The 18,643-nt window shown below is 35.6% G+C and carries 24 protein-coding genes; 19 read left to right on the top strand and 5 right to left on the bottom strand.

Features of this window, described 5'->3' with window-relative positions; all coding sequences use genetic code 11:
• Positions 1-35 precede the first annotated feature (35 nt).
• From coxB to NQ185_RS04140, 6 genes are all read left to right on the top strand, one after another.
• A complete protein-coding gene (gene coxB / locus NQ185_RS04165; protein WP_257580291.1) occupies positions 36-1,121 on the top strand; it encodes a cytochrome c oxidase subunit II in 1,086 nt (361 codons plus the stop codon).
• Between the two features lie 27 nt (positions 1,122-1,148).
• On the top strand, positions 1,149-3,017 hold the full coding sequence (locus NQ185_RS04160; protein WP_257580290.1) for a cytochrome c oxidase subunit I: 1,869 nt from the start codon (positions 1,149-1,151) through the stop codon (positions 3,015-3,017).
• Positions 3,017-3,643 carry a cytochrome (ubi)quinol oxidase subunit III gene (locus tag NQ185_RS04155; protein ID WP_257580289.1) on the top strand — a complete coding sequence of 209 codons (627 nt, stop codon included), beginning with the start codon at positions 3,017-3,019 and terminating at the stop codon, positions 3,641-3,643. Before NQ185_RS04160 ends, NQ185_RS04155 begins: the two co-directional genes overlap by 1 nt.
• A gap of 6 nt (positions 3,644-3,649) precedes the next feature.
• The gene (gene ctaF / locus NQ185_RS04150) at positions 3,650-3,982 is read left to right on the top strand and encodes a cytochrome c oxidase subunit IVB (protein WP_257580288.1); all 333 of its coding nucleotides are present in this window, start codon (positions 3,650-3,652) and stop codon (positions 3,980-3,982) included.
• 176 nt (positions 3,983-4,158) lie between these two features.
• Positions 4,159-5,070: a cytochrome c oxidase assembly factor CtaG gene (ctaG, locus tag NQ185_RS04145; protein ID WP_257580287.1), complete on the top strand. Its 912-nt coding sequence runs from the start codon at positions 4,159-4,161 to the stop codon at positions 5,068-5,070.
• Positions 5,071-5,134: 64 nt separating this feature from the next.
• Positions 5,135-5,596 carry a DUF420 domain-containing protein gene (locus NQ185_RS04140; protein ID WP_257580286.1) on the top strand — a complete coding sequence of 154 codons (462 nt, stop codon included), beginning with the start codon at positions 5,135-5,137 and terminating at the stop codon, positions 5,594-5,596.
• 23 nt (positions 5,597-5,619) lie between these two features.
• Here NQ185_RS04140 and ytvI read toward each other — a convergent pair whose 3' ends face one another.
• Complete coding sequence (gene ytvI, locus NQ185_RS04135; protein ID WP_307000202.1) at positions 5,620-6,669, bottom strand: sporulation integral membrane protein YtvI; 1,050 nt, start codon at positions 6,667-6,669, stop codon at positions 5,620-5,622.
• 190 nt (positions 6,670-6,859) lie between these two features.
• Positions 6,860-7,219: a YugN family protein gene (locus NQ185_RS04130; protein ID WP_257580284.1), complete on the bottom strand. Its 360-nt coding sequence runs from the start codon at positions 7,217-7,219 to the stop codon at positions 6,860-6,862.
• A gap of 253 nt (positions 7,220-7,472) precedes the next feature.
• Here NQ185_RS04130 and NQ185_RS04125 point away from each other — a divergent pair, with 253 nt between their 5' ends.
• From NQ185_RS04125 to coaD, 10 genes are all read left to right on the top strand, one after another.
• Positions 7,473-7,907, top strand: coding sequence for a CBS domain-containing protein (locus NQ185_RS04125; RefSeq protein WP_257580282.1), 435 nt, complete (start codon positions 7,473-7,475; stop codon positions 7,905-7,907).
• Between the two features lie 291 nt (positions 7,908-8,198).
• On the top strand, positions 8,199-9,104 hold the full coding sequence (locus NQ185_RS04120; protein WP_307000038.1) for a CAP domain-containing protein: 906 nt from the start codon (positions 8,199-8,201) through the stop codon (positions 9,102-9,104).
• Positions 9,105-9,207: 103 nt separating this feature from the next.
• Positions 9,208-9,612: a YlbD family protein gene (locus NQ185_RS04115; RefSeq protein WP_257580281.1), complete on the top strand. Its 405-nt coding sequence runs from the start codon at positions 9,208-9,210 to the stop codon at positions 9,610-9,612.
• 38 nt (positions 9,613-9,650) lie between these two features.
• Positions 9,651-9,887: a YlbE-like family protein gene (locus tag NQ185_RS04110; RefSeq protein ID WP_257580280.1), complete on the top strand. Its 237-nt coding sequence runs from the start codon at positions 9,651-9,653 to the stop codon at positions 9,885-9,887.
• A gap of 57 nt (positions 9,888-9,944) precedes the next feature.
• Positions 9,945-10,319, top strand: coding sequence for a DUF2846 domain-containing protein (locus NQ185_RS04105; RefSeq protein WP_257580279.1), 375 nt, complete (start codon positions 9,945-9,947; stop codon positions 10,317-10,319).
• Positions 10,320-10,372: 53 nt separating this feature from the next.
• On the top strand, positions 10,373-10,819 hold the full coding sequence (locus NQ185_RS04100; RefSeq protein ID WP_257580278.1) for a YlbF/YmcA family competence regulator: 447 nt from the start codon (positions 10,373-10,375) through the stop codon (positions 10,817-10,819).
• A 27-nt stretch (positions 10,820-10,846) separates the two neighbouring features.
• Positions 10,847-11,122: a YlbG family protein gene (locus NQ185_RS04095; protein ID WP_257580277.1), complete on the top strand. Its 276-nt coding sequence runs from the start codon at positions 10,847-10,849 to the stop codon at positions 11,120-11,122.
• A 103-nt stretch (positions 11,123-11,225) separates the two neighbouring features.
• Positions 11,226-12,614: a stalk domain-containing protein gene (locus NQ185_RS04090; RefSeq protein ID WP_257580276.1), complete on the top strand. Its 1,389-nt coding sequence runs from the start codon at positions 11,226-11,228 to the stop codon at positions 12,612-12,614.
• A gap of 245 nt (positions 12,615-12,859) precedes the next feature.
• A complete protein-coding gene (rsmD, locus tag NQ185_RS04085; RefSeq protein ID WP_257580275.1) occupies positions 12,860-13,465 on the top strand; it encodes a 16S rRNA (guanine(966)-N(2))-methyltransferase RsmD in 606 nt (201 codons plus the stop codon).
• Between the two features lie 2 nt (positions 13,466-13,467).
• Entirely contained in the window at positions 13,468-13,947 is a 480-nt protein-coding gene (gene coaD, locus NQ185_RS04080; RefSeq protein WP_257580274.1) for a pantetheine-phosphate adenylyltransferase, read from the top strand.
• 23 nt (positions 13,948-13,970) lie between these two features.
• Here coaD and spoVV read toward each other — a convergent pair whose 3' ends face one another.
• The gene (gene spoVV / locus NQ185_RS04075) at positions 13,971-15,188 is read right to left on the bottom strand and encodes a dipicolinic acid transporter SpoVV (RefSeq protein ID WP_257580273.1); all 1,218 of its coding nucleotides are present in this window, start codon (positions 15,186-15,188) and stop codon (positions 13,971-13,973) included.
• Between the two features lie 88 nt (positions 15,189-15,276).
• Here spoVV and NQ185_RS04070 point away from each other — a divergent pair, with 88 nt between their 5' ends.
• Entirely contained in the window at positions 15,277-16,062 is a 786-nt protein-coding gene (locus NQ185_RS04070; protein ID WP_257580272.1) for a patatin-like phospholipase family protein, read from the top strand.
• Positions 16,063-16,065: 3 nt separating this feature from the next.
• Here NQ185_RS04070 and NQ185_RS04065 read toward each other — a convergent pair whose 3' ends face one another.
• Positions 16,066-17,283 carry a nucleotidyltransferase gene (locus tag NQ185_RS04065; protein ID WP_257580271.1) on the bottom strand — a complete coding sequence of 406 codons (1,218 nt, stop codon included), beginning with the start codon at positions 17,281-17,283 and terminating at the stop codon, positions 16,066-16,068.
• A 125-nt stretch (positions 17,284-17,408) separates the two neighbouring features.
• Complete coding sequence (locus NQ185_RS04060; RefSeq protein WP_257580270.1) at positions 17,409-17,633, bottom strand: hypothetical protein; 225 nt, start codon at positions 17,631-17,633, stop codon at positions 17,409-17,411.
• A gap of 226 nt (positions 17,634-17,859) precedes the next feature.
• On the opposite strand from NQ185_RS04060, the gene NQ185_RS04055 reads away from it, so the two are divergent.
• On the top strand, positions 17,860-18,402 hold the full coding sequence (locus tag NQ185_RS04055) for a YceD family protein (RefSeq protein WP_257580269.1): 543 nt from the start codon (positions 17,860-17,862) through the stop codon (positions 18,400-18,402).
• A 33-nt stretch (positions 18,403-18,435) separates the two neighbouring features.
• Positions 18,436-18,606, top strand: a complete 171-nt coding sequence (rpmF, locus tag NQ185_RS04050; protein WP_062105173.1) for a 50S ribosomal protein L32 — start codon at positions 18,436-18,438, stop codon at positions 18,604-18,606.
• The last annotated feature ends 37 nt before the right edge of the window (positions 18,607-18,643 follow it).

Below are 18,643 nucleotides of genomic sequence, written 5' to 3'. Positions count from 1 at the left end.
GAAGACACTTTATGAAAGAGGGGTTTAAATTAACTATGAAACAATGGTTGCAAAAAGGGCGTCTATTGTCAGTTTTTGCGATATTGGCGCTTGTTCTTTCTGGTTGCGGAAAGCCGTACCTGTCTGCCCTAAAACCAGCTGGTGAAGTTGCGAAAGAACAATACGATCTCATCATGTTCAGTTTAGGAATCATGACATTAGTTATTATTGTAGTGTTCGTGATTTTTACCTTGGTTATTGTGCGCTTTCGCCGTACAAAGGAAAATGAACATAAAATACCTAAACAAGTTGAAGGAAGTCACGTACTTGAACTAGTTTGGACGATCATTCCTGTTATTCTACTTATCGTTCTTGCGGTTCCAACTGTTGCTGTTACTTTTAAACAAGGGGATGTTTCTGCTATTGATAGAAAAGATGCAGATGGCAACCCGGAAGTTTTAGTTGTAGATGTTCGTGCACATCTTTATTGGTGGGAGTTTGAATATCCTGATTTAGGAATTGTGACGAGCCAGGATTTAGTGATACCAACTGATGAAAAGGTATATTTTAGATTAACATCTGCCGATATTAAGCACTCATTTTGGATTCCTCCATTAGGTGGAAAACTTGATACGAATCCTGATAACATTAATAAATTTTATCTTTCTGTAGATCAAGATAGAGCTACGGAAGTCGGAGAAATATTTTATGGGAAATGCGCTGAACTTTGTGGCCCATCTCATGCTTTTATGGACTTTAAAGTAAAAGCAGTGCCTAAAGGTGAATTTGACCAGTGGGTTGCTGACATGCAAAATGCAAAAGCACCTGCTCCGACAACAGATTTAGCAAGAAAAGGTGAAGAAGTATTTAACAATAGCTGTCTATCTTGTCACGCAATCGATCCTAGTAATGAAGCACCTGCTGCGGGAAGAATTGCTCCAAACCTTGCAAACTTTGGAGATAGGGAAAGAATTGCTGGTATTTTAGATCACAATGAAGATGAATTGAAAAGATGGATTAGAGAATCAGATACAATTAAACCAGGAAATAAAATGCCTGTATTTAATGAGGGACAGATTAGTAATGATGATTTGGATGCCCTTGCAGCATATTTAATGGAGCTAAAAGTTCAAAATAAATAATCGCTCCAAAATGAAGGAGGTTTAAATGTGAGTAGTATTGCTCAAAAAAGAGGCTTCGGTGCCACAGCTTGGGATTTTATGACGACTGTGGACCATAAGAAGATTGCGATATTATATATTGCCGCAGGTGGGTTTTTCTTCTTACTTGGTGGAATCGAAGCAATGATTATTCGTATTCAACTAGCGGTTCCAGATAGCACTTTTGTTAGTGCCGGAACTTTTAATGAAATGCTTACTATGCATGGTGTGACTATGATATTCCTTGCGGCCATGCCAATATTAATAGGTTTTATGAACTTGGTCATGCCGCTTCAGATAGGAGCACGGGACGTTGCTTTTCCATTTTTGAACTCTTTAGGTTTTTGGTTATTCTTCTTTGGAGGATTGCTTTTAAACGTTTCATGGTTCTTAGGTGGAGCACCTGATGCAGGGTGGACATCTTATGCATCATTATCACTTGAGTCAAAAACACATGGGATTGACTTTTATGCATTAGGAATACAGATATCTGGATTTGGTACGTTAATGGGAGGTATTAACTTCCTTGTTACAATTATAAACATGCGTGCCCCTGGTATGACTTATATGCGTATGCCTATGTTCTCATGGACAACTTTTGTTGCATCCGCGTTAATTCTTTTTGCTTTCCCGCCGCTTACTGTTGGATTATTCCTTCTTACATTCGATAGAATGTTTGGAGCTAACTTCTTTAATGTAGCAGCAGGAGGGAACACAATAATTTGGGAGCATTTCTTCTGGATTTTTGGTCACCCTGAAGTATATATTTTGATATTGCCTGCATTCGGTATTTTCTCAGAGATTTTCTCTACTTTTTCAAGAAAAAGATTATTCGGTTATTCTTCTATGGTGTTCGCTACTGTATTAATCGGTTTTCTTGGATTCATGGTTTGGGCTCACCATATGCTTACAGTTGGTATGGGAAATATTGCAAATGCCATTTTTGCTGTAGCATCTTTTGCGATTGGTGTTCCGACAGGTATTAAAATTTTCAACTGGTTGTTTACAATGTGGGGAGGAAGTATTAAATTTACTACTCCAATGCTTTATGCAGCCGCATTTATCCCATCTTTTGTAATGGGTGGAGTTACAGGTATCATGGTTGCTACGGCACCGGCCGATTATCAATTCCATGACACATATTTTGTAGTAGCTCACTTCCACTATGTTATTGTAGGCGGAGTTGTTTTCGCTATATTGGCGGCTACACATTTCTATTGGCCGAAGCTGTTTGGAACTATGCTTAATGAAACACTTGGAAAAATAACTTTCGTATTATTCGTTGCTGGCTTCCACTTAACTTTCTTTATTCAACATTTCTTAGGTTTAATGGGAATGCCAAGAAGAATTGCAACTTATCTTGACGGACAAGGATTAAATACTGGGAACCTTATTAGTTCCATCGGTGCCGCATTTATGGCATTGGGTGTGATTATCCTTCTATATAATATTGTTATTACTTCTATTAAAAATGTTAAAGTCGGCAATGATCCTTGGGAAGATGGAAGAACACTAGAATGGGCACTTCCTTCACCACCACCTTTTTATAACTTTAAGCAATTACCATTTGTTCGTGGTGTTGACACATATTGGATTGAAAAGATGGAAGGCAAGAAAGAAATTACACCTGCTGAGCCAGTAGGAGATATCCATATGCCTAATGGTTCTATTCTTCCAGTTTTCATTTCTTTAGGATTCTTTATCGCTTCGTTCGGCTGCATTTATCGTGTTGAAAAGCCATGGGGACTTGCAGTCTTAATCATCGGGCTTGTCGTAGCATTTGGTTCTATGTTACTAAGATCTTTAAAAGATGATCATGGTTTCCATATTCCAAAGTCGGAATTAGTGAATGATAAAGATAAGGGGGTTAGGGCATAATGCATGTTGAAGAACAATTTACACCAAAAACATGGCCTGAGGCACCCGAAAAAGCAACCTTAGAAGGTAAAAACAAATTTTTGGGTTTCTGGTTCTTCCTCGGAGGAGAAACTGTTTTATTCGCATCCTTCTTTGCCACTTATCTTGCGCTTAAAGATAAGGTACCAAAGCAAGGGGATCTTGTTTCAACGGATTTATTTGAATTGCCATTAGCTTTTATTATGACTATGGTTCTTTTAACAAGCTCAATCACAAGCGTCTATGCAATGTATCACATGAAAAACTTTCACTTTAAAAAAATGCAGACGTGGTTGTTAATTACAGTCTTACTAGGTTTAACTTTCCTTGGGTTTGAGATATATGAATTTTATCATTATACTCATGGGCTAGGGTTCGGTTACACTCATAGTGCATTTAGTTCGGCGTTTTATACGCTTGTTGGATTCCATGGTGGGCACGTAGTTTTTGGACTTAGCTGGCTCATCGCATTAATGGTGCGAAATTCCAAAAGAGGATTAAGCCTTTATAATGCACCGAAATTTTATATTGCTAGTCTTTACTGGCACTTTATCGACGTTGTATGGGTATTTATTTTCACTGTCGTATATTTAATGGGGATGGTGTGATAAAAGATGGAAAACCAACAAATTAATTCTGGTAATGCTAGAGTAGATTATGAATATCGCCGGAGAAGAAATGCAGAGGAAATGCGTCATCAAGTAATTTCTTTTGCAATCTCCATATTCTTGACACTAATAGCATTTGGTGCGGTTTTAGCTGATTTTGGTAAATGGTTTGTCATTCCGGTTATCTTATTGCTTGCTGTTGTACAGGTAATTTTCCAACTTTATTACTTCATGCATATGAGCAATAAAGGTCACGAGGCACCACAGTTATTTATATATGGAGGAGTTATTATTGGTTTTGCTACAATACTAGCCTTCATGACAGTTGTTTGGATCTAAAGAAAAGGAAAGAGCTAGCCGCTATTTGGCTAGCTTTTCTGTTTCTATAGTAAAGCTCATGCGCCTTTGCTTTTGGTTATTGTCATGAACTTGTCAATTGCCTGCATTGAAGTATGGCATATAAAAAAGGTATAATTGATGTGGGGTTTAATCCAATTCAATGAGGTGAAAGTGTTATGCCTTTAAGTATTTTTGGATTCCGGGCACTGTGGAGTCCTTATTTTATTCTATTTATTTTATTAGTAATATTTTTATATTTTTTTATTACAGTAAAGCAGCGCCATAAATTTAATGATAGTGAACCGCTTAAAGTTAGCCAAGCTATTCTATTTCTACTTGCAATGGTACTGCTTTATACGACAAAAGGGTCGCCAGTAGACTTGCTTGCCCATATTATGTTTACATTCCATATGGTGCAAATGGCTTTTTTGTATTTGATTATACCGCCAATTCTCATTTTAAGTATACCGAACTGGATATGGGTAAAAATTATTGATTTGCCGATTATTAAAGGGATCTTTAAATTTTTTACGAAGCCATTAATAGCGTTAATTCTTTTTAATGGACTGTTCTCTGTATATCACATCCCTCTTGTTATGGATGCTGTGAAAATGAATATTGTCATACATGCTGCCTATACGATTATTTTATTTATATTTGCCATTTTCCTTTGGTGGCCGTTAATTAATAAATTGCCGGGACAACACCAACTTCACGGATTAAAGAAATTAGGTTATATATTAGGGGACGGAGTGTTGTTAACTCCTGCATGCGGCCTTATCATTTTTGCACCTGTTGCGATGTATGCGACTTATACCGATGGTGAAATGTGGATGAAAGCGATGGCTCTCTGTGTACCAGGAAGCACATTGTCTGGACTATCTATAAGCGGTCCCGAATTATTTACAAATATGCCTGCAAGAGAAGACCAGCAACTCGGTGGAGTGCTTATGAAAATAATTCAGGAAATTGTATTAGGTACTATTTTAATAAAAGTACTTTTTGAATGGTTTAAAAAGGAGCAGGAAGACGCGGAGAAAATTGATGAAGCTTCATTGCTTCAAAACAACCCTCATCCTGTAGATTGATTCGGCTATCTAAATGCTTTTAGATAGCAAATACATAATATTTTTAGGGGATTGATTTAATAATATGATAGTTCCATTATTGCCGACTTTAAGTACGGCTTGTATCGTTACAAGTGCGATACTCGTAGCTATAGGATGGGGAAAAATAAGAAAGCGAGATATTAAAGGACATCAAAAGATTATGACTCTAGCTGGATTATTTGCTTTAATCTTTTTCATCATATACTCCAGCAGAACTATTTTTGTAGGAAACACTTCTTTTGGCGGGCCAGATGAATACAAGGTTTATTATACAATATTTTTAATCTTTCATGTCACGCTTGCTACCATTGGTGCGGTTTTAGGTATTATATCTCTAGTAACTGGATATAAGAAAAAACTTTCTATCCACAAAAAGCTTGGACCTTTTACTAGCATTATTTGGTTCCTTTCTGGGTTTACGGGTGTAATTGTATATTTATTGCTTTATGTGATTTACAAAGGTGGAACAACCACTTCACTTATAAAAGCGATTCTAGGAATATAAAAGGGCGCCGTTTGGCGCCCTTTTCAAATTTTAACATTTAATTTGATTAGTCCTGCTTCTTTAGCAGATTTAAATACTATGAGTATGGTTGGGCCAACAATTAATCCCAGCACTCCGAGCAATTTCAGTCCAAGGAACATGGAAATCAATGTTGCGAGTGGCGATAGTCCCATATGTTGCCCCATCACCTTAGGCTCAACTGTCCTTCTAATAACAAGTAATATAACGGCTAAGATAGCAAGCTTAGATCCAAATGCAATATTACCTGTAAAAAAGTGATACAATGACCACGGAGCTAAAATGACAATAGATCCGATAATAGGGATTAAATCAATAATCCAAATGATTAGCGTCATGATGATAGCTACCTTGGGGGCAATAAGTATAAGACCGATAAAGGCAGCAAGCATAATGATTAAGCTTACTAGAAACTGTGCTTTAAAAAAACCAAAGATAACTGAAGAGAGGCGTGTTGTCATAAATTTTACTTTTTTAGATGTTTTATCAGTCATGTACTTGTAAATACCTGCTCTAAGCCTCGGTAAATCGATCATGAACATAAATAGAGCTATCAAATAAACTAAAAAGCTTACTAAATAATTAGGAATATATGATAAGAATGCACTTATATTTTCAATCTTAAAGTGCATTTTCAAACTCAACATAAAAGACCCCAAAAAATTGTTTACTTCATCCGTAATGGCCGTTACAATTTCCTCGGGAAAGTCTTGAGCGGCATTACTGAAATATTCTTCATAATTATTCCATATTACTGTTAATTCATGAATATAACCGGGAGCATCCTCAACTAATTTAATTCCTTGAGAAATTGCTTTTGTAATGATAAAAAAAATTGCAAAGCCCAATATGAGCGTAAAGAGAGTAAAGACAATAATGATGGATAATTGCCTTTTTAGTTTCAATTTAGATTGAACCAATTTAACAATGGGCTCTAACATTAATGCGGTAATAATTGCAAAAATCAGGGGGATGGATATTGGTAGTATGTAATAAAAAAATAAGGCTATTAAAACTAGAAGTATTATCCCGATAATAAATATTCTCTTTGACATGCCTGACAAAATGAAACCCCTCTCCAAAAAACTACTTTCATACATTATAATTGGTTCTTACATAAATAAACAATTCAAAATTCACAAATATTATTTTCTCAATTATATAATATTTTAATTATTTCGGTGTCCTGGAGATAATTGCCTAAATAAAAAGACACGAACTTTATGTCCGCGCCTTTAGTTTATGTTATTCAGCAAATACTTTTGCCTCTTCATAAATTTTAGCTATCATTTTATTGCATTGTTTCACTAAATGCTCAGGGAAATATTCATCCTCTCCATATTCAACCCCGTGAGGATAATAATGTTTACCAAGAATTGGCGTCATTAATTTGATATAAGCGTCATAAGACCCTACATCTCCTTCTACCGCAAAACCTTGTATTCGCAAATAGTAAATTCCTTCTTTTATTTGGAATTTGTAATCATATGTAACACGCTCATAATCCCATTGACCTGCTCGGATCATTCCGTTATGTTCCATCACTTCATCCAAGCGAGTTAAATCGAGCGTCAATGTTTCAATACCGGTATTTTCAAATTTCACTTAGTTCTACCTCCCACTTTATTATAGGTCGATGAACGACACTATTCACTGATTTGCATAAAATTCCTCACGTATAATAATAGTCGAAAAATCACTATGTTGCAACGAAATGAAGTTATTGTTTAACACGTTCAATAAGTGTATTTTCACCATCAAATATAAAGAAAATGTATAGACTATCCTGCATTTGGTGAATATACAAATGGTGCAAGCGCCCCGTATTTAATAATAAATGGATCGGAGGATTTTTTAAATGACACAAATTCGTGATATTATGACGACGGAAGTTCAAACATGTACATTAAATGACAATGTATATGAAGTCGCTGTAAAAATGAAAGATGATGATGTTGGTGTTATACCGATCGTCAATAATGATAAACTTGTAGGTGTTATAACTGATAGAGATATTGTCCTTAGATGTATCGCGGAAAAAAATCCTCCTTCATCAAAGGTAGAAGAGGTAATGAGCAGTCATCTTGTAACAGTTACTCCAGATACAACTACACAAGAAGCAGCAAGTATTATGGCTAAAGAACAAATTCGGAGGTTACCTGTAGTTGAAGATGGAAGATTAGTCGGTATCGTAGCGCTAGCAGATTTCGCAGTAAGGGATTTAACAGATAACCAAGCTAAAATTGCTTTATCGGAAATATCCGAACCCGATGAACCCCAAGCATACCATTGACATTTAAAACCCTGAATAATCAGGGTTTTTTTAAATCTTGATTGTGGTACACAAAAGATTAAATGTTATAATGATGAAAAGTGGTTAAATTATTCAGAATCGCCATTATAGAACAAAAAGGTTGAGAAAGGAGGAATAGTACTGCGAACATTATTTCGTGCAATGGTTATTTCTGCAATTATATTTTTTATAATGATTTATTTTTATTCTGACTCGGGAACGAACGAGCCTCTGAAAGATTATAATAATGCTACTCCTCCGAAGATTGATCAATTTATAAATGATGAAATAATGGATGATACGAATCGTCCAAAAGAAGGACTTTCCGTATACATTGGAAAGTCGGTAAAGGATTTCATTGAGGATTACGGCGAACCACAAAGAAAAGATCCCTCTGCTTATGGATATGAATGGTGGATATATAAAAATTTTACCGGGACGTATATGCAGGCTGGGGTTAATAAAGGCTCTGTTGTTACTATATATGCTTTAGGTAATCAGTTAAATGTGGCTCCTTACTTGATTGGAGAGACAATTGAAGATATTTACCGCACTACCTTGCTGGAAACAGAAATTATGGTATCCGAAGATAAGAGTACGTATCGATTTGAACTTTCTGAAGAAGATTTGAATATTCGCCCTTTAGTTCAATTAGGAGATATATTTGCGCAATTATCAATTGATAAATATACGGGTACTCTTTCGAGCATTCGTTTTTTCGATAAAAAAACATTAATTACTCAGCGACCATATGAAGTTGCATACCGTGGTGATTTGATTATGCCTTCGGAAATTGATGAAGCTGATTGGAGAGAAATCGAAAAGGGAAATGAATTTCAAATCTTTGACATTACGAACGTTATTAGGAGCCGTTTTGGTATAGATGAGCTGAAATGGGATGAACAAGTAGGGCAAGTAGCATTTGGACACAGTAAAGATATGTATGAAAATGACTATTTTTCACATGATTCCCCTACGTTCGGAACACTCGATGAAAGGTTAGAGGCAGGTAATATTGAATTTCAATCTGCCGGAGAAAATATAGCCTCCGAATATATAGATGGTCCAGCGGCGGTAGAAGGATGGTTAAATTCTGAAGGTCATCGAAGGGCACTTTTAGATGGGAACTTTTCTAGATTAGGTGTCGGTGTTTATCAAAAATTTTATACACAAAACTTTATACAAACTACTGAATAATAAGACCTTTCTAGGTCTTTTTCTTATGATAAGCTATCACAATTAGCACCGTACACCCATATTCTGCATATAAGGATAAATGAATAGATGAGGTGACAAAGCTATGAAGAGTACAAGTCTACATCCGTCCGTAGAACAATTTAAGGCTTTCGTTAAAGAGCATCCAAAACTATTGCAGTTAGTTAGGAGAGAAGAATATACTTGGCAAGAATTATATGAAGATTGGTATTTACTTGGAGCGGATGACCCGAAATGGTCAAAATTTAAAAATAATATTACAGAACCAGAACAAGTTGTTACAAAACAAGAACCGGAAAAAAAATGGATGAATCAAATAACAGGAATTATTAAAAATATGGATGCAAATCAAGTGCAGCATCATATAAATCAACTAAGTCAAGCTATAGGTGCAATTCAAGGAGTGCTTACTCAATTCCAAGGAAGCAATCCGCCTCCAACAAATCAACAACCCACTAATTTAAATCCATTTTCCTTTAAAAAAGACTGAGGTTATAAAATATAAAATTTTAAGGAGGTTTAAATGATTTGAGACAAGAGATATTACAATATATATATTCAAAAAATGAGTTGAAACAATTCATTCGCGAACAGCCTTATTGGTATCGAAAACTTACTCGGGAGCCTGAAACGTTAGAACAGTTTGAAATTGCATCCTTACATTATTTTAAGAAAACCATTCCACATCAAGTTGAAAAGGTATCGAATGGGCTTCAAATGGCTTCTATGATGATGAGTATGCTACAATCTTTAAACGCGAACTAAATTTTTTTCGTATGAACCTCTTTCTTTAGTGGAAACTAGAAAAGAGGAGTGATTTTGTTGAAAAAAATAATGGTTTGCTTATTTCTTTTTGTTCTCTTAACTGGATGCAGGCATAAATTGCCCGAACCTGAATCACTGATTGCAGAAGCCTCGGATCATAGTAACCGTCCGCAAATAATGGATATTCGACATGTTGTAGAAGGGCAGAACGTAAAAATCGAATGTATTATTTCTGGTGTATCTTTTGTAAGCGGTAAGAACCAAGGTAAGGTATTGTTATATGTAGATGGGCAAAGATATGGTGAATTTAATACTGCTGCCTTTATAGTAAAAAATTTAGAACCTGGAACACATCGGTTAAAAATTGACGTTGTAAAACAAAATAACGAATCGTTTGGAATTAATCACCAATTTTTGGTTACAATCAAATAATATTGTCGCACCAATATTAAAAACATGATAAAATAACGATTGGAGGTGGGCTTATGCTTGCTACAATCGAAAGTGTCAAAATAATTGAAAAAGCTGAATGGATTAGTGAGCTTGTAATTGCTTCAGAAATTGCTGACAAGTACAGGTTTTTTTATCATAAATTAAAGAACGACAAAGAAACAAATAGGAAAATTACTGAATTTAACAAGATGAAAGAACTATATGAGGATGTACAAAGATTTGGTCGTTATCATCCTGATTATAAAGAAATTATGATTAAAACACGCGAGAGAAAAAGAGATATGGATCTCGATGAAAATGTAGCGAATTTCAGAAGGGCAGAAACGGAGCTACAGACTTTATTAGATGAAATAAGCCTTATTATTGGTAGATCGGTATCTAAAAATATTAAGGTGCCGACAGGCAATCCGTTTTTCGATTCGGGTTCTTCATGCAGCGGAGGTTGTGGAAGTGGCGGAGCCTGCGGATGTTCGGCATAATGAAGGAATGAATAAAGGGGAAAAATTATGCTTAATGGAAGACAAGGATTGATTGTTTGGCTATTTAGTTTAAAAAACGCAAAAGCACTTAGAAGATTTGGAAATGTTCACTATATTTCCAAACGAATGAAATATGTAGTCATTTACTGTGCACAAGATGAGGCTGTTTCTTTATCTGAAAAGCTGGCAGCAATGCCATTCGTTAAAAAAGTAGAACTTTCATACAAACCTTTTTTAAAAACAGAGTTTGAAAATGCCAAGCCAGATAAAGCAAAAGAATACGATTATCGAATTGGTATATAAGAAAAGCGGAAGCGCTGGAGCTGGACAATAGAAAAATGTAAAGGCTGCCTACAGCTTTTTAGGCAGCCTTTTTTCAATAAGGTACATAGTAGGAGTTATTTCATTGAAAAGAATCATTTCTTTTTTTATCATTTTAATCTGTCTTGTTGGAGCATTGCTTTTTTATCAATGGGAAGGATATTCTTCACAAACAGATGAAAAAATAAAAAATATTCAACAAACGATTAAACTAAAAACCTCGAAGGACAGACTTCAAATTGAACAATCTATAAAGGGACTTGAAGTGAAACTATATAAGATTAAGGTTCCAAAAGAAGCTATAGATATAAAGTGTATTAGTAATAAGGAGCAAGAGTGCACTATACAAAGTTCAAATCAAGTAATGCTAAAGCATGAAACAGTTACCTTTACTTATGAATTGCCTATTGTTCACAACGTTAAAAGTTTACTTTTACAAAATTATAGTGTGCAAGTTCAAGATATTGTCATTGATAAAACTAAAGTGCAATTGAGTGATTACGCATGGCGAAATGGTAATTGGATAAGTACCTCTGAAACTACAAATGTAAGAAAAATGGACTTAGTAGACTACTATGTAATGGAGGATAAAGCAAGTGAACCTGTTCTATATTGGCAACAGGAGCAACTTCATTTAACCGAACTTGATAAGAAACTCGCTATCTATTCTAATAAAAAATTACACAACGATTTATATATAAATAAAAAACAATTACCAGTTAACGGTAAAAAGCTTCATCTGCTGCTAACTGATTTACATGAAGAAATTGAAACGGACAGCTTTTTAATATTAAGCACAAAAAGACAGCCACAAGAAATAATAGAAAAATATGCATTAGCATATATTCAATCTGCATATGACTTTCCAGGTAACGAGAAATGGATAACCGCTCTCATTTCATCCTTTATCCTGAATAAGCCTATTGGTGATTCAAAATCGAGGACATTGTATAAGGAAATGAATGAAAAGTTATCAAAAGAGCAGCTCGTACAGTGGAGGGATAAAATATTAACATCTCGTCCAAAAATTAGTCATAAACAGCTTGATAAATGGCTGGAAGAGGTTACTGGCTATAGGACTTCATTTTTCACGGACAATGCTTCTAATGATAAAAAATTGGCTGCTTTAGTGTTTTTTGATTCACGGGATCTTATTGTTAAGGAAAGTAAGATAGAAAATGTGAAAATCATAATTGAAAATGGACATGCGCTGATAGAGGTTGTTCCACTATTAAAAGCGCTGCAATATGATGTAAACATTTCTGATAATGAAATATTAAAAGCAGAAAAAGGTGCGATTAAATATCGATTTTATATTGATAAACGAATTTTTGAACTAAATCAACAAAGATACGGCATGACACATGCACCCGTTGTAAGTATAGAGAAGCAGCCATTTATTCAAATGAATTTACTAAATACACTATTAAACGTACAAGTATCTGAAAAAGAAAATAAGATTGAAATCAATTGAAGAATACATAAAAAAACCCTGCATCTCCATGCAGGGCCCTTCTATTTCCGAAAAAAACGGATAGAAGGCAAAGGGAGAGGAGAAACCGGAGGAAGAACTTAAGGGGAACGTAAGTCTTCTCCGCGGTTGGCAACAACATCACTTGATGCTGTTATCGTCATTATCGCCTTAAAAGTAATTTTTATACACTCACACAATTAAGCAACATTCATTTTATTTGTTATGCCAATTTGAACTATGATAGGATGTATAGGAAAAATCTATTACAATTTGGTGACGATATGAGAGTAATTTCAGGAACTTGTAAAGGCAGGCCTTTAAAATCTGTTAGCGGAAATGGAACTAGGCCTACTACTGATAAGGTAAAGGAAACATTGTTTAATGTAATTGGGCCATACTTTTCAGAAGGATTAGGGCTGGATTTATTTGCTGGGAGTGGAGGATTAGGAATTGAAGCGTTGAGCAGGGGGCTAGATCACGTAATCTTTGTAGACAGAGATTCAAATGCAATCCAAACAATCCACCAAAACATTGCCCTTTGTAATATGGAAGAAAAATCTGAAGTATTTCGGAATACTGCTGATAGAGCACTAAAAGCATTGTTAAAAAGGGATTTACAGTTTGATTATATATTTCTAGACCCCCCATACCGGAAGCAAAAGTTAGAGGAATTGCTAAATTTCATTGAAAGTAATAAACTCATTGCATCACAAGGGACGGTTATTTGCGAACATAGTACGGATATCATACTTCCTCAAAAAATTGGTAATCTGGAAAACGCAAAAAGAGGTGAATATGGAAGTATCGGTTTAACGATTTATCATCTTAAAGAGAGTGAAATGGGGTTCTAAGTATGGCTAATATAGCGGTATGCCCAGGCAGTTTTGATCCAGTGACATTAGGACATATGGATATTATCCGTCGAGGTGCGAATGTATTTGATGAAGTATATATCGTTGTATTAAATAATTCATCTAAAAATCCTTTATTCAGCGTAGAGGAAAGAATGAACTTACTTAAAGAAGTGACAAAAGATATGCATAATGTGAAGGTTGATTCTTTTGGGGGACTGCTTGTAGATTATGCTGAAAGTGTGAATGCAAAAGCAATTATAAGGGGATTAAGAGCAGTATCAGATTTTGAATATGAAATGCAAATAACATCTATGAATAGAGTTTTAAACGAAAAGATTGAGACTTTTTTTATCATGACGAATAACCAATATTCTTTTTTAAGTTCGAGTATTGTTAAAGAAGTTGCAAAGTACCACGGAAATATATCGGAACTTGTTCCGAAAGAAGTAGAGCTAGCGTTATTAAGAAAATTTACATAAAAGGAATGGATGGATTCTACATATTATTTTGTAGAATCCATTTTTCTTATATAAAAATATATATAGGCCAATAACGATATAATGGTAACGATAGGACCCACTTTAACAAATAGATGCAATGTATTTTCCCACCATAAGTCATGCTCTTGCAAGACAACTGGGATAGCAGTATTTCCTGATACAATATGGAATTTTTCGGCAAATGGTTTCCAAAAAACATAAGTGATCCCGGCAGCAAGAAAGCCGTGAAGAATTCTGGCCATAAAAAAAGGTTTAAATTTTATATCTGTTTCAGCTATTATGCTTGCAACCTGAGCTTGAACACTAAAACCGCTAAAGCCTAAAATAAAACTTGTAATCATTACTTGCTGCATCAACGTAGCTGCACTTATTTGACTCGTCATTTGACTTCCTAACGTAAGTTCAAAAATTCCTGCTACAATTGGAACACCCAACTGTTTAGGCAAATCGAATATCATTAAAACATATTCAATAACATTGGCAAGAAGGAGTGTAATATTTAATTGATATAGCAGTTTATTTATGACAGAAAACAAGATGATAAAACCGCCGATCATGAGCAAAGTATTGATGGAAGAGATAACAGCATCCCCTAATAATTTACCGATCGGTTTTTTGTTTTTTAGCCTTGTTCTATGAAGGGCGGAAAGTGCTTGTTGGAATATCATCCATAAAGATCGTTTTTGCATATATTTCCTTGGCTCTTTTTTTCCATAAAACCTCATACAAAGCCCTACTAAAAAGTTTCCTAAATAATGAGCAATTGCTAATAAAATGCCTAGCCGTGGTTCTTTAAAAAAACCGACAGAAACTGCTGCAAAAATAAACAGGGGGCTAGATGAATTTGTAAAGGAAACTAATCGTTCCGCCTCCACCTTTGTTAGTTGTCTTTCCTGCCTTAGTCTTGTACTTAGCTTCGCTCCGGCTGGAAAGCCGGTAGCCATTCCCATCGCCCATGCAAACCCACCGACACCGGGCACTCTAAACAATGGCCTCATTAAAGGTTCCAAAAGCACCCCCATAAACTTTACGACTCCAAATCCTATCAACAACTCCGAAATGACGAAAAAAGGAAATAGGGAAGGAAAGACAATTTCCCACCACATATCTAATCCACGTATAGAAGCTTTAAAGGATTCCTCGGGGAAAAGAATCATGGAAAATGCCATTATTGTAACTCCTAATGCGAGTAAGATGGTATTGATTTTTGATAAATTCAATGATTCGACCCCCTGTCCAACATCCACATAATCAATATACTCATAGAATAGTCTTTTAGACCATAAAATGTGGTGGGGGGAGATATGTGTGAAAGCACCGAAAATTGGGCTAGCTTTAGGTTCAGGTGGAGCAAGAGGTTTCGCACATTTAGGGGTATTAAAAGCGCTCAAAGACCATTCCATACCCATCCATATGATTGCGGGAAGCAGCATGGGGGCCCTTGTTGGCTGTTTTTATGCATTTGGCCATGATTTAGATCAAATTATTAAACTCTCTACAGCATTTAAGAGAAAATATTATCTGGATTTTACAGTTCCTAAGATGGGTTTTATTGCAGGCAATAGGGTTAAAAACCTTATTGACTTATTCATGCACGGTAAAAATCTCGAAGATTTACAAATACCGGTTTGCGTCGTAGCTACTGATTTAAAAACAGGTGAAAAAATTGAATTCAAAAAAGGCCATATTGCCTCAATCGTAAGGGCGAGCATTGCCATTCCTGGTATTTTTATTCCCGAAAAGCTAAATGGGAGGCTTTTAGTTGATGGAGGAGTCGCTGACAGAGTACCGGTTTCATCCGTGAAAAAAATGGGAGCCGACCTCGTTATAAGTTCCGATGTTGCGGGAGTAAACGCAGAAGCAGAAATTTCAACTGTTTATGATGTGATTATGCAAAGTCTGGATATTTTGCAAATGGAAATTGGAACAGCAAGGGAATTTGAATCCGATATTATGATCCATCCACCTGTAGAGCTTTTCAGTGCCCGCGCTTTTAAAAATATTGATGAGATTATCAATATTGGGGAAGTGGAAACACTTAAAAAAATTCCTGAAATCAAAAAATTGATCCAGGAATTTCAATTTAAGGAGTAAATTTCACTTTTTTCCAAATAAAATTGGTGGTTGGGCAAATTCTAATTGAAGCAGCTTGGATCGTTCAGGTTCAGGCAAGGCAAGTGCATAAATATTCGTTGTCTTTAAATCAAGTAGGAACATATCATTTTGAAATCCAGATATCTTTGAAATGAGCGGCGCTTGCAGCTCTTTTTTTATGGCGCTTATATACGTTCTGCCTTGTTCATTCATCCCAAGTAATCTTATATATTGGGGAGTCCTATTTAAAGAATGGATCATTTGTTTTTTAGTATTGGTAAGAATATGTACACAAGTTCTTTGCAATCTTGTCCATGTATACCTTTTTGTTTTGACTGATTTCATAAATGATTCAAAGCTATTTGCTGACTTTGCTGCCTTAATGAGGCGATTTTCTAGCCCCTCACTGACATCATAAATATCTTTTAACTCTTCCTTTTCCATAGAGAGAAGTTTATATTGTAAAAATGGCCAGTAAAGTTCCCAAGAGTGAAAACAACCATATTGAGTAATATAATTAAGGAGTTCGATATAAGTCCCTTCTGGAACATATTCCTTGATTTTTTGTAGGTCCTTATGTAAATGAATTGATTTTCGAATAGAAGTTGCGCTTGCTATGGAGCTGCCACTTAAGAATTCATCATGGTGTTCGGCATTTTTTCTTCGGACAGTATGGAATAACATACGTGAATTTATTTTTTTTCCTGCAGCCATATAATGAAATCCAAGGATATTATTCGGTTGAGTCAGATCGATAGTCTCTCCGCCAGGTTTTAGCTCTTTATAAGCAGCTGATAAAGCGGAAGGATAGCTTATTCCCTTTTTAATATTGTTCCGTATATTACTCTCGTACTCCTCTTTGTTACGGTTGATAAATTGGACTGTTTCATCAAATTGCTCTATATCGCCGGATTCACTGCCGAAGCAAATGTTTTTGCAACCAATCGCATTTAATAATAATACGGAACCATATGCAAATATTTCCGCGTTCTGAACTGCATAAGCATACGGCAACTCTATCACAATATCTACGCCCGCTTGCAAAGCCATTTTAGTACGCGCCCATTTATTAACTAAAGCAGGTTCTCCCCTTTGGAGAAAGTTCCCGCTCATTACAGCAATCGCAATGTCAGATTGAGAAAGTTTTTTAGCCGATTGCACTTGGAATTCATGACCGTTGTGGAATGGATTATATTCAGCTACTATTCCTACACTATTCATTTGTTAATCCTCCAATTGCTACAAAGAACTTGTAGTTGATTCATTCACATCATACTTGAAAATATATAAATTGAAAATAGCTGCCTGGAATAAGAAATAGGGGCATTGCCCCCGTTTCAATGTGATTATTCACGATGCCCATGATGATGCCCATGATGATGTCCGTGATGATGGCCATGATTCCAATGGTGCCCGTGGTGGCCATGATATCCGTGATGACCATAATAGCCAGAGTGATATCCAGGATTAAACCCAACATTAATAGGGTAACCAGGATAACCGTAGGTTGGATATACCGGATATCCTACTGGATTAGGAAATACGATAGGGATTTGTCTTGAACTCTTCAAATTTTCACCCCCATGTTTGATTACTCTTACAGTGTATGCAGACGAATTGTTCAAGTATAGATACCCGCCCGAAAAGTTCTCGAAGTATTAGAATAGAAAATACGTATAATATAAAGAAGATAAAATTACGTAAAGAAGTGATAATTTATTTACCACATTTACGTAATTTATTGACAAACATATAAGTGAAAGCTATAATTACTTTTGTTGCCTAGAGGTGATCAAGATGAGATGGACAGTTTTACAACTACAAAATTTACGTGATGTTGAACTAGAAATAGACAAAAAAGTCGATGTTTCAAAGGATCTCAAACATAGGGATGCAGAAATTAGGGATGCATCGCCTATACATGTAACAGGTACAGCACATGTTGATTCACAGAAGGTTGTGTTTCAGCTTCATTTGACAGGACATTTAATATTACCATGTTCCCGTACGCTTGTAGATGTTACATATCCAATCGATATTCACTCAACGGAAACATTTATATTAAAACCGCTTGGATTTGAATATTCTCCTGGAGAAGAAGAGGACATTCATGGGCCAGATGAAGGTGTTGTAGACTTAATTCCCGTTATTGAAGAACTGATATTATTAGAAATTCCGATGCAGGTATTCTGTGAAGATGCGAAAAATAAGGAAAAACTTCAATCAGGGCAAGATTGGGAAGTCATGACGGAAGATCAGTTTAAACTTGAACAGCAAAGACCAAAGGTAGATCCCCGTCTTGCTGGTCTCGCAGCATTATTGAAAGATAAAAAAGAGTAAATAATATTTCAATCTTTTAAGGAGGTGGGAAGAATGGCCGTACCAGCTAGAAGAACATCCAAAACTGTTAAAAGAAAACGCCGCACTCATTTTAAATTACAGGTCCCAGGAATGGTAGCTTGCCCGAACTGTGGAGAAATGAAACTTGCACACCGTGTTTGCAAAGAGTGTGGAACGTATAAAGGAAAAGAAGTAGCTAAATAAACACCTAAAAAAGCGTGAAGAGTTTAAACTCTTCACG

This window comes from Lederbergia panacisoli (assembly GCF_024626525.1).
Classification (GTDB): Bacteria; Bacillota; Bacilli; order Bacillales; family Bacillaceae_C; genus Lederbergia; species Lederbergia panacisoli.
Note: the sequence above shows the minus strand (reverse complement) of the source record. Positions and strands in the feature narration are given on the sequence as shown.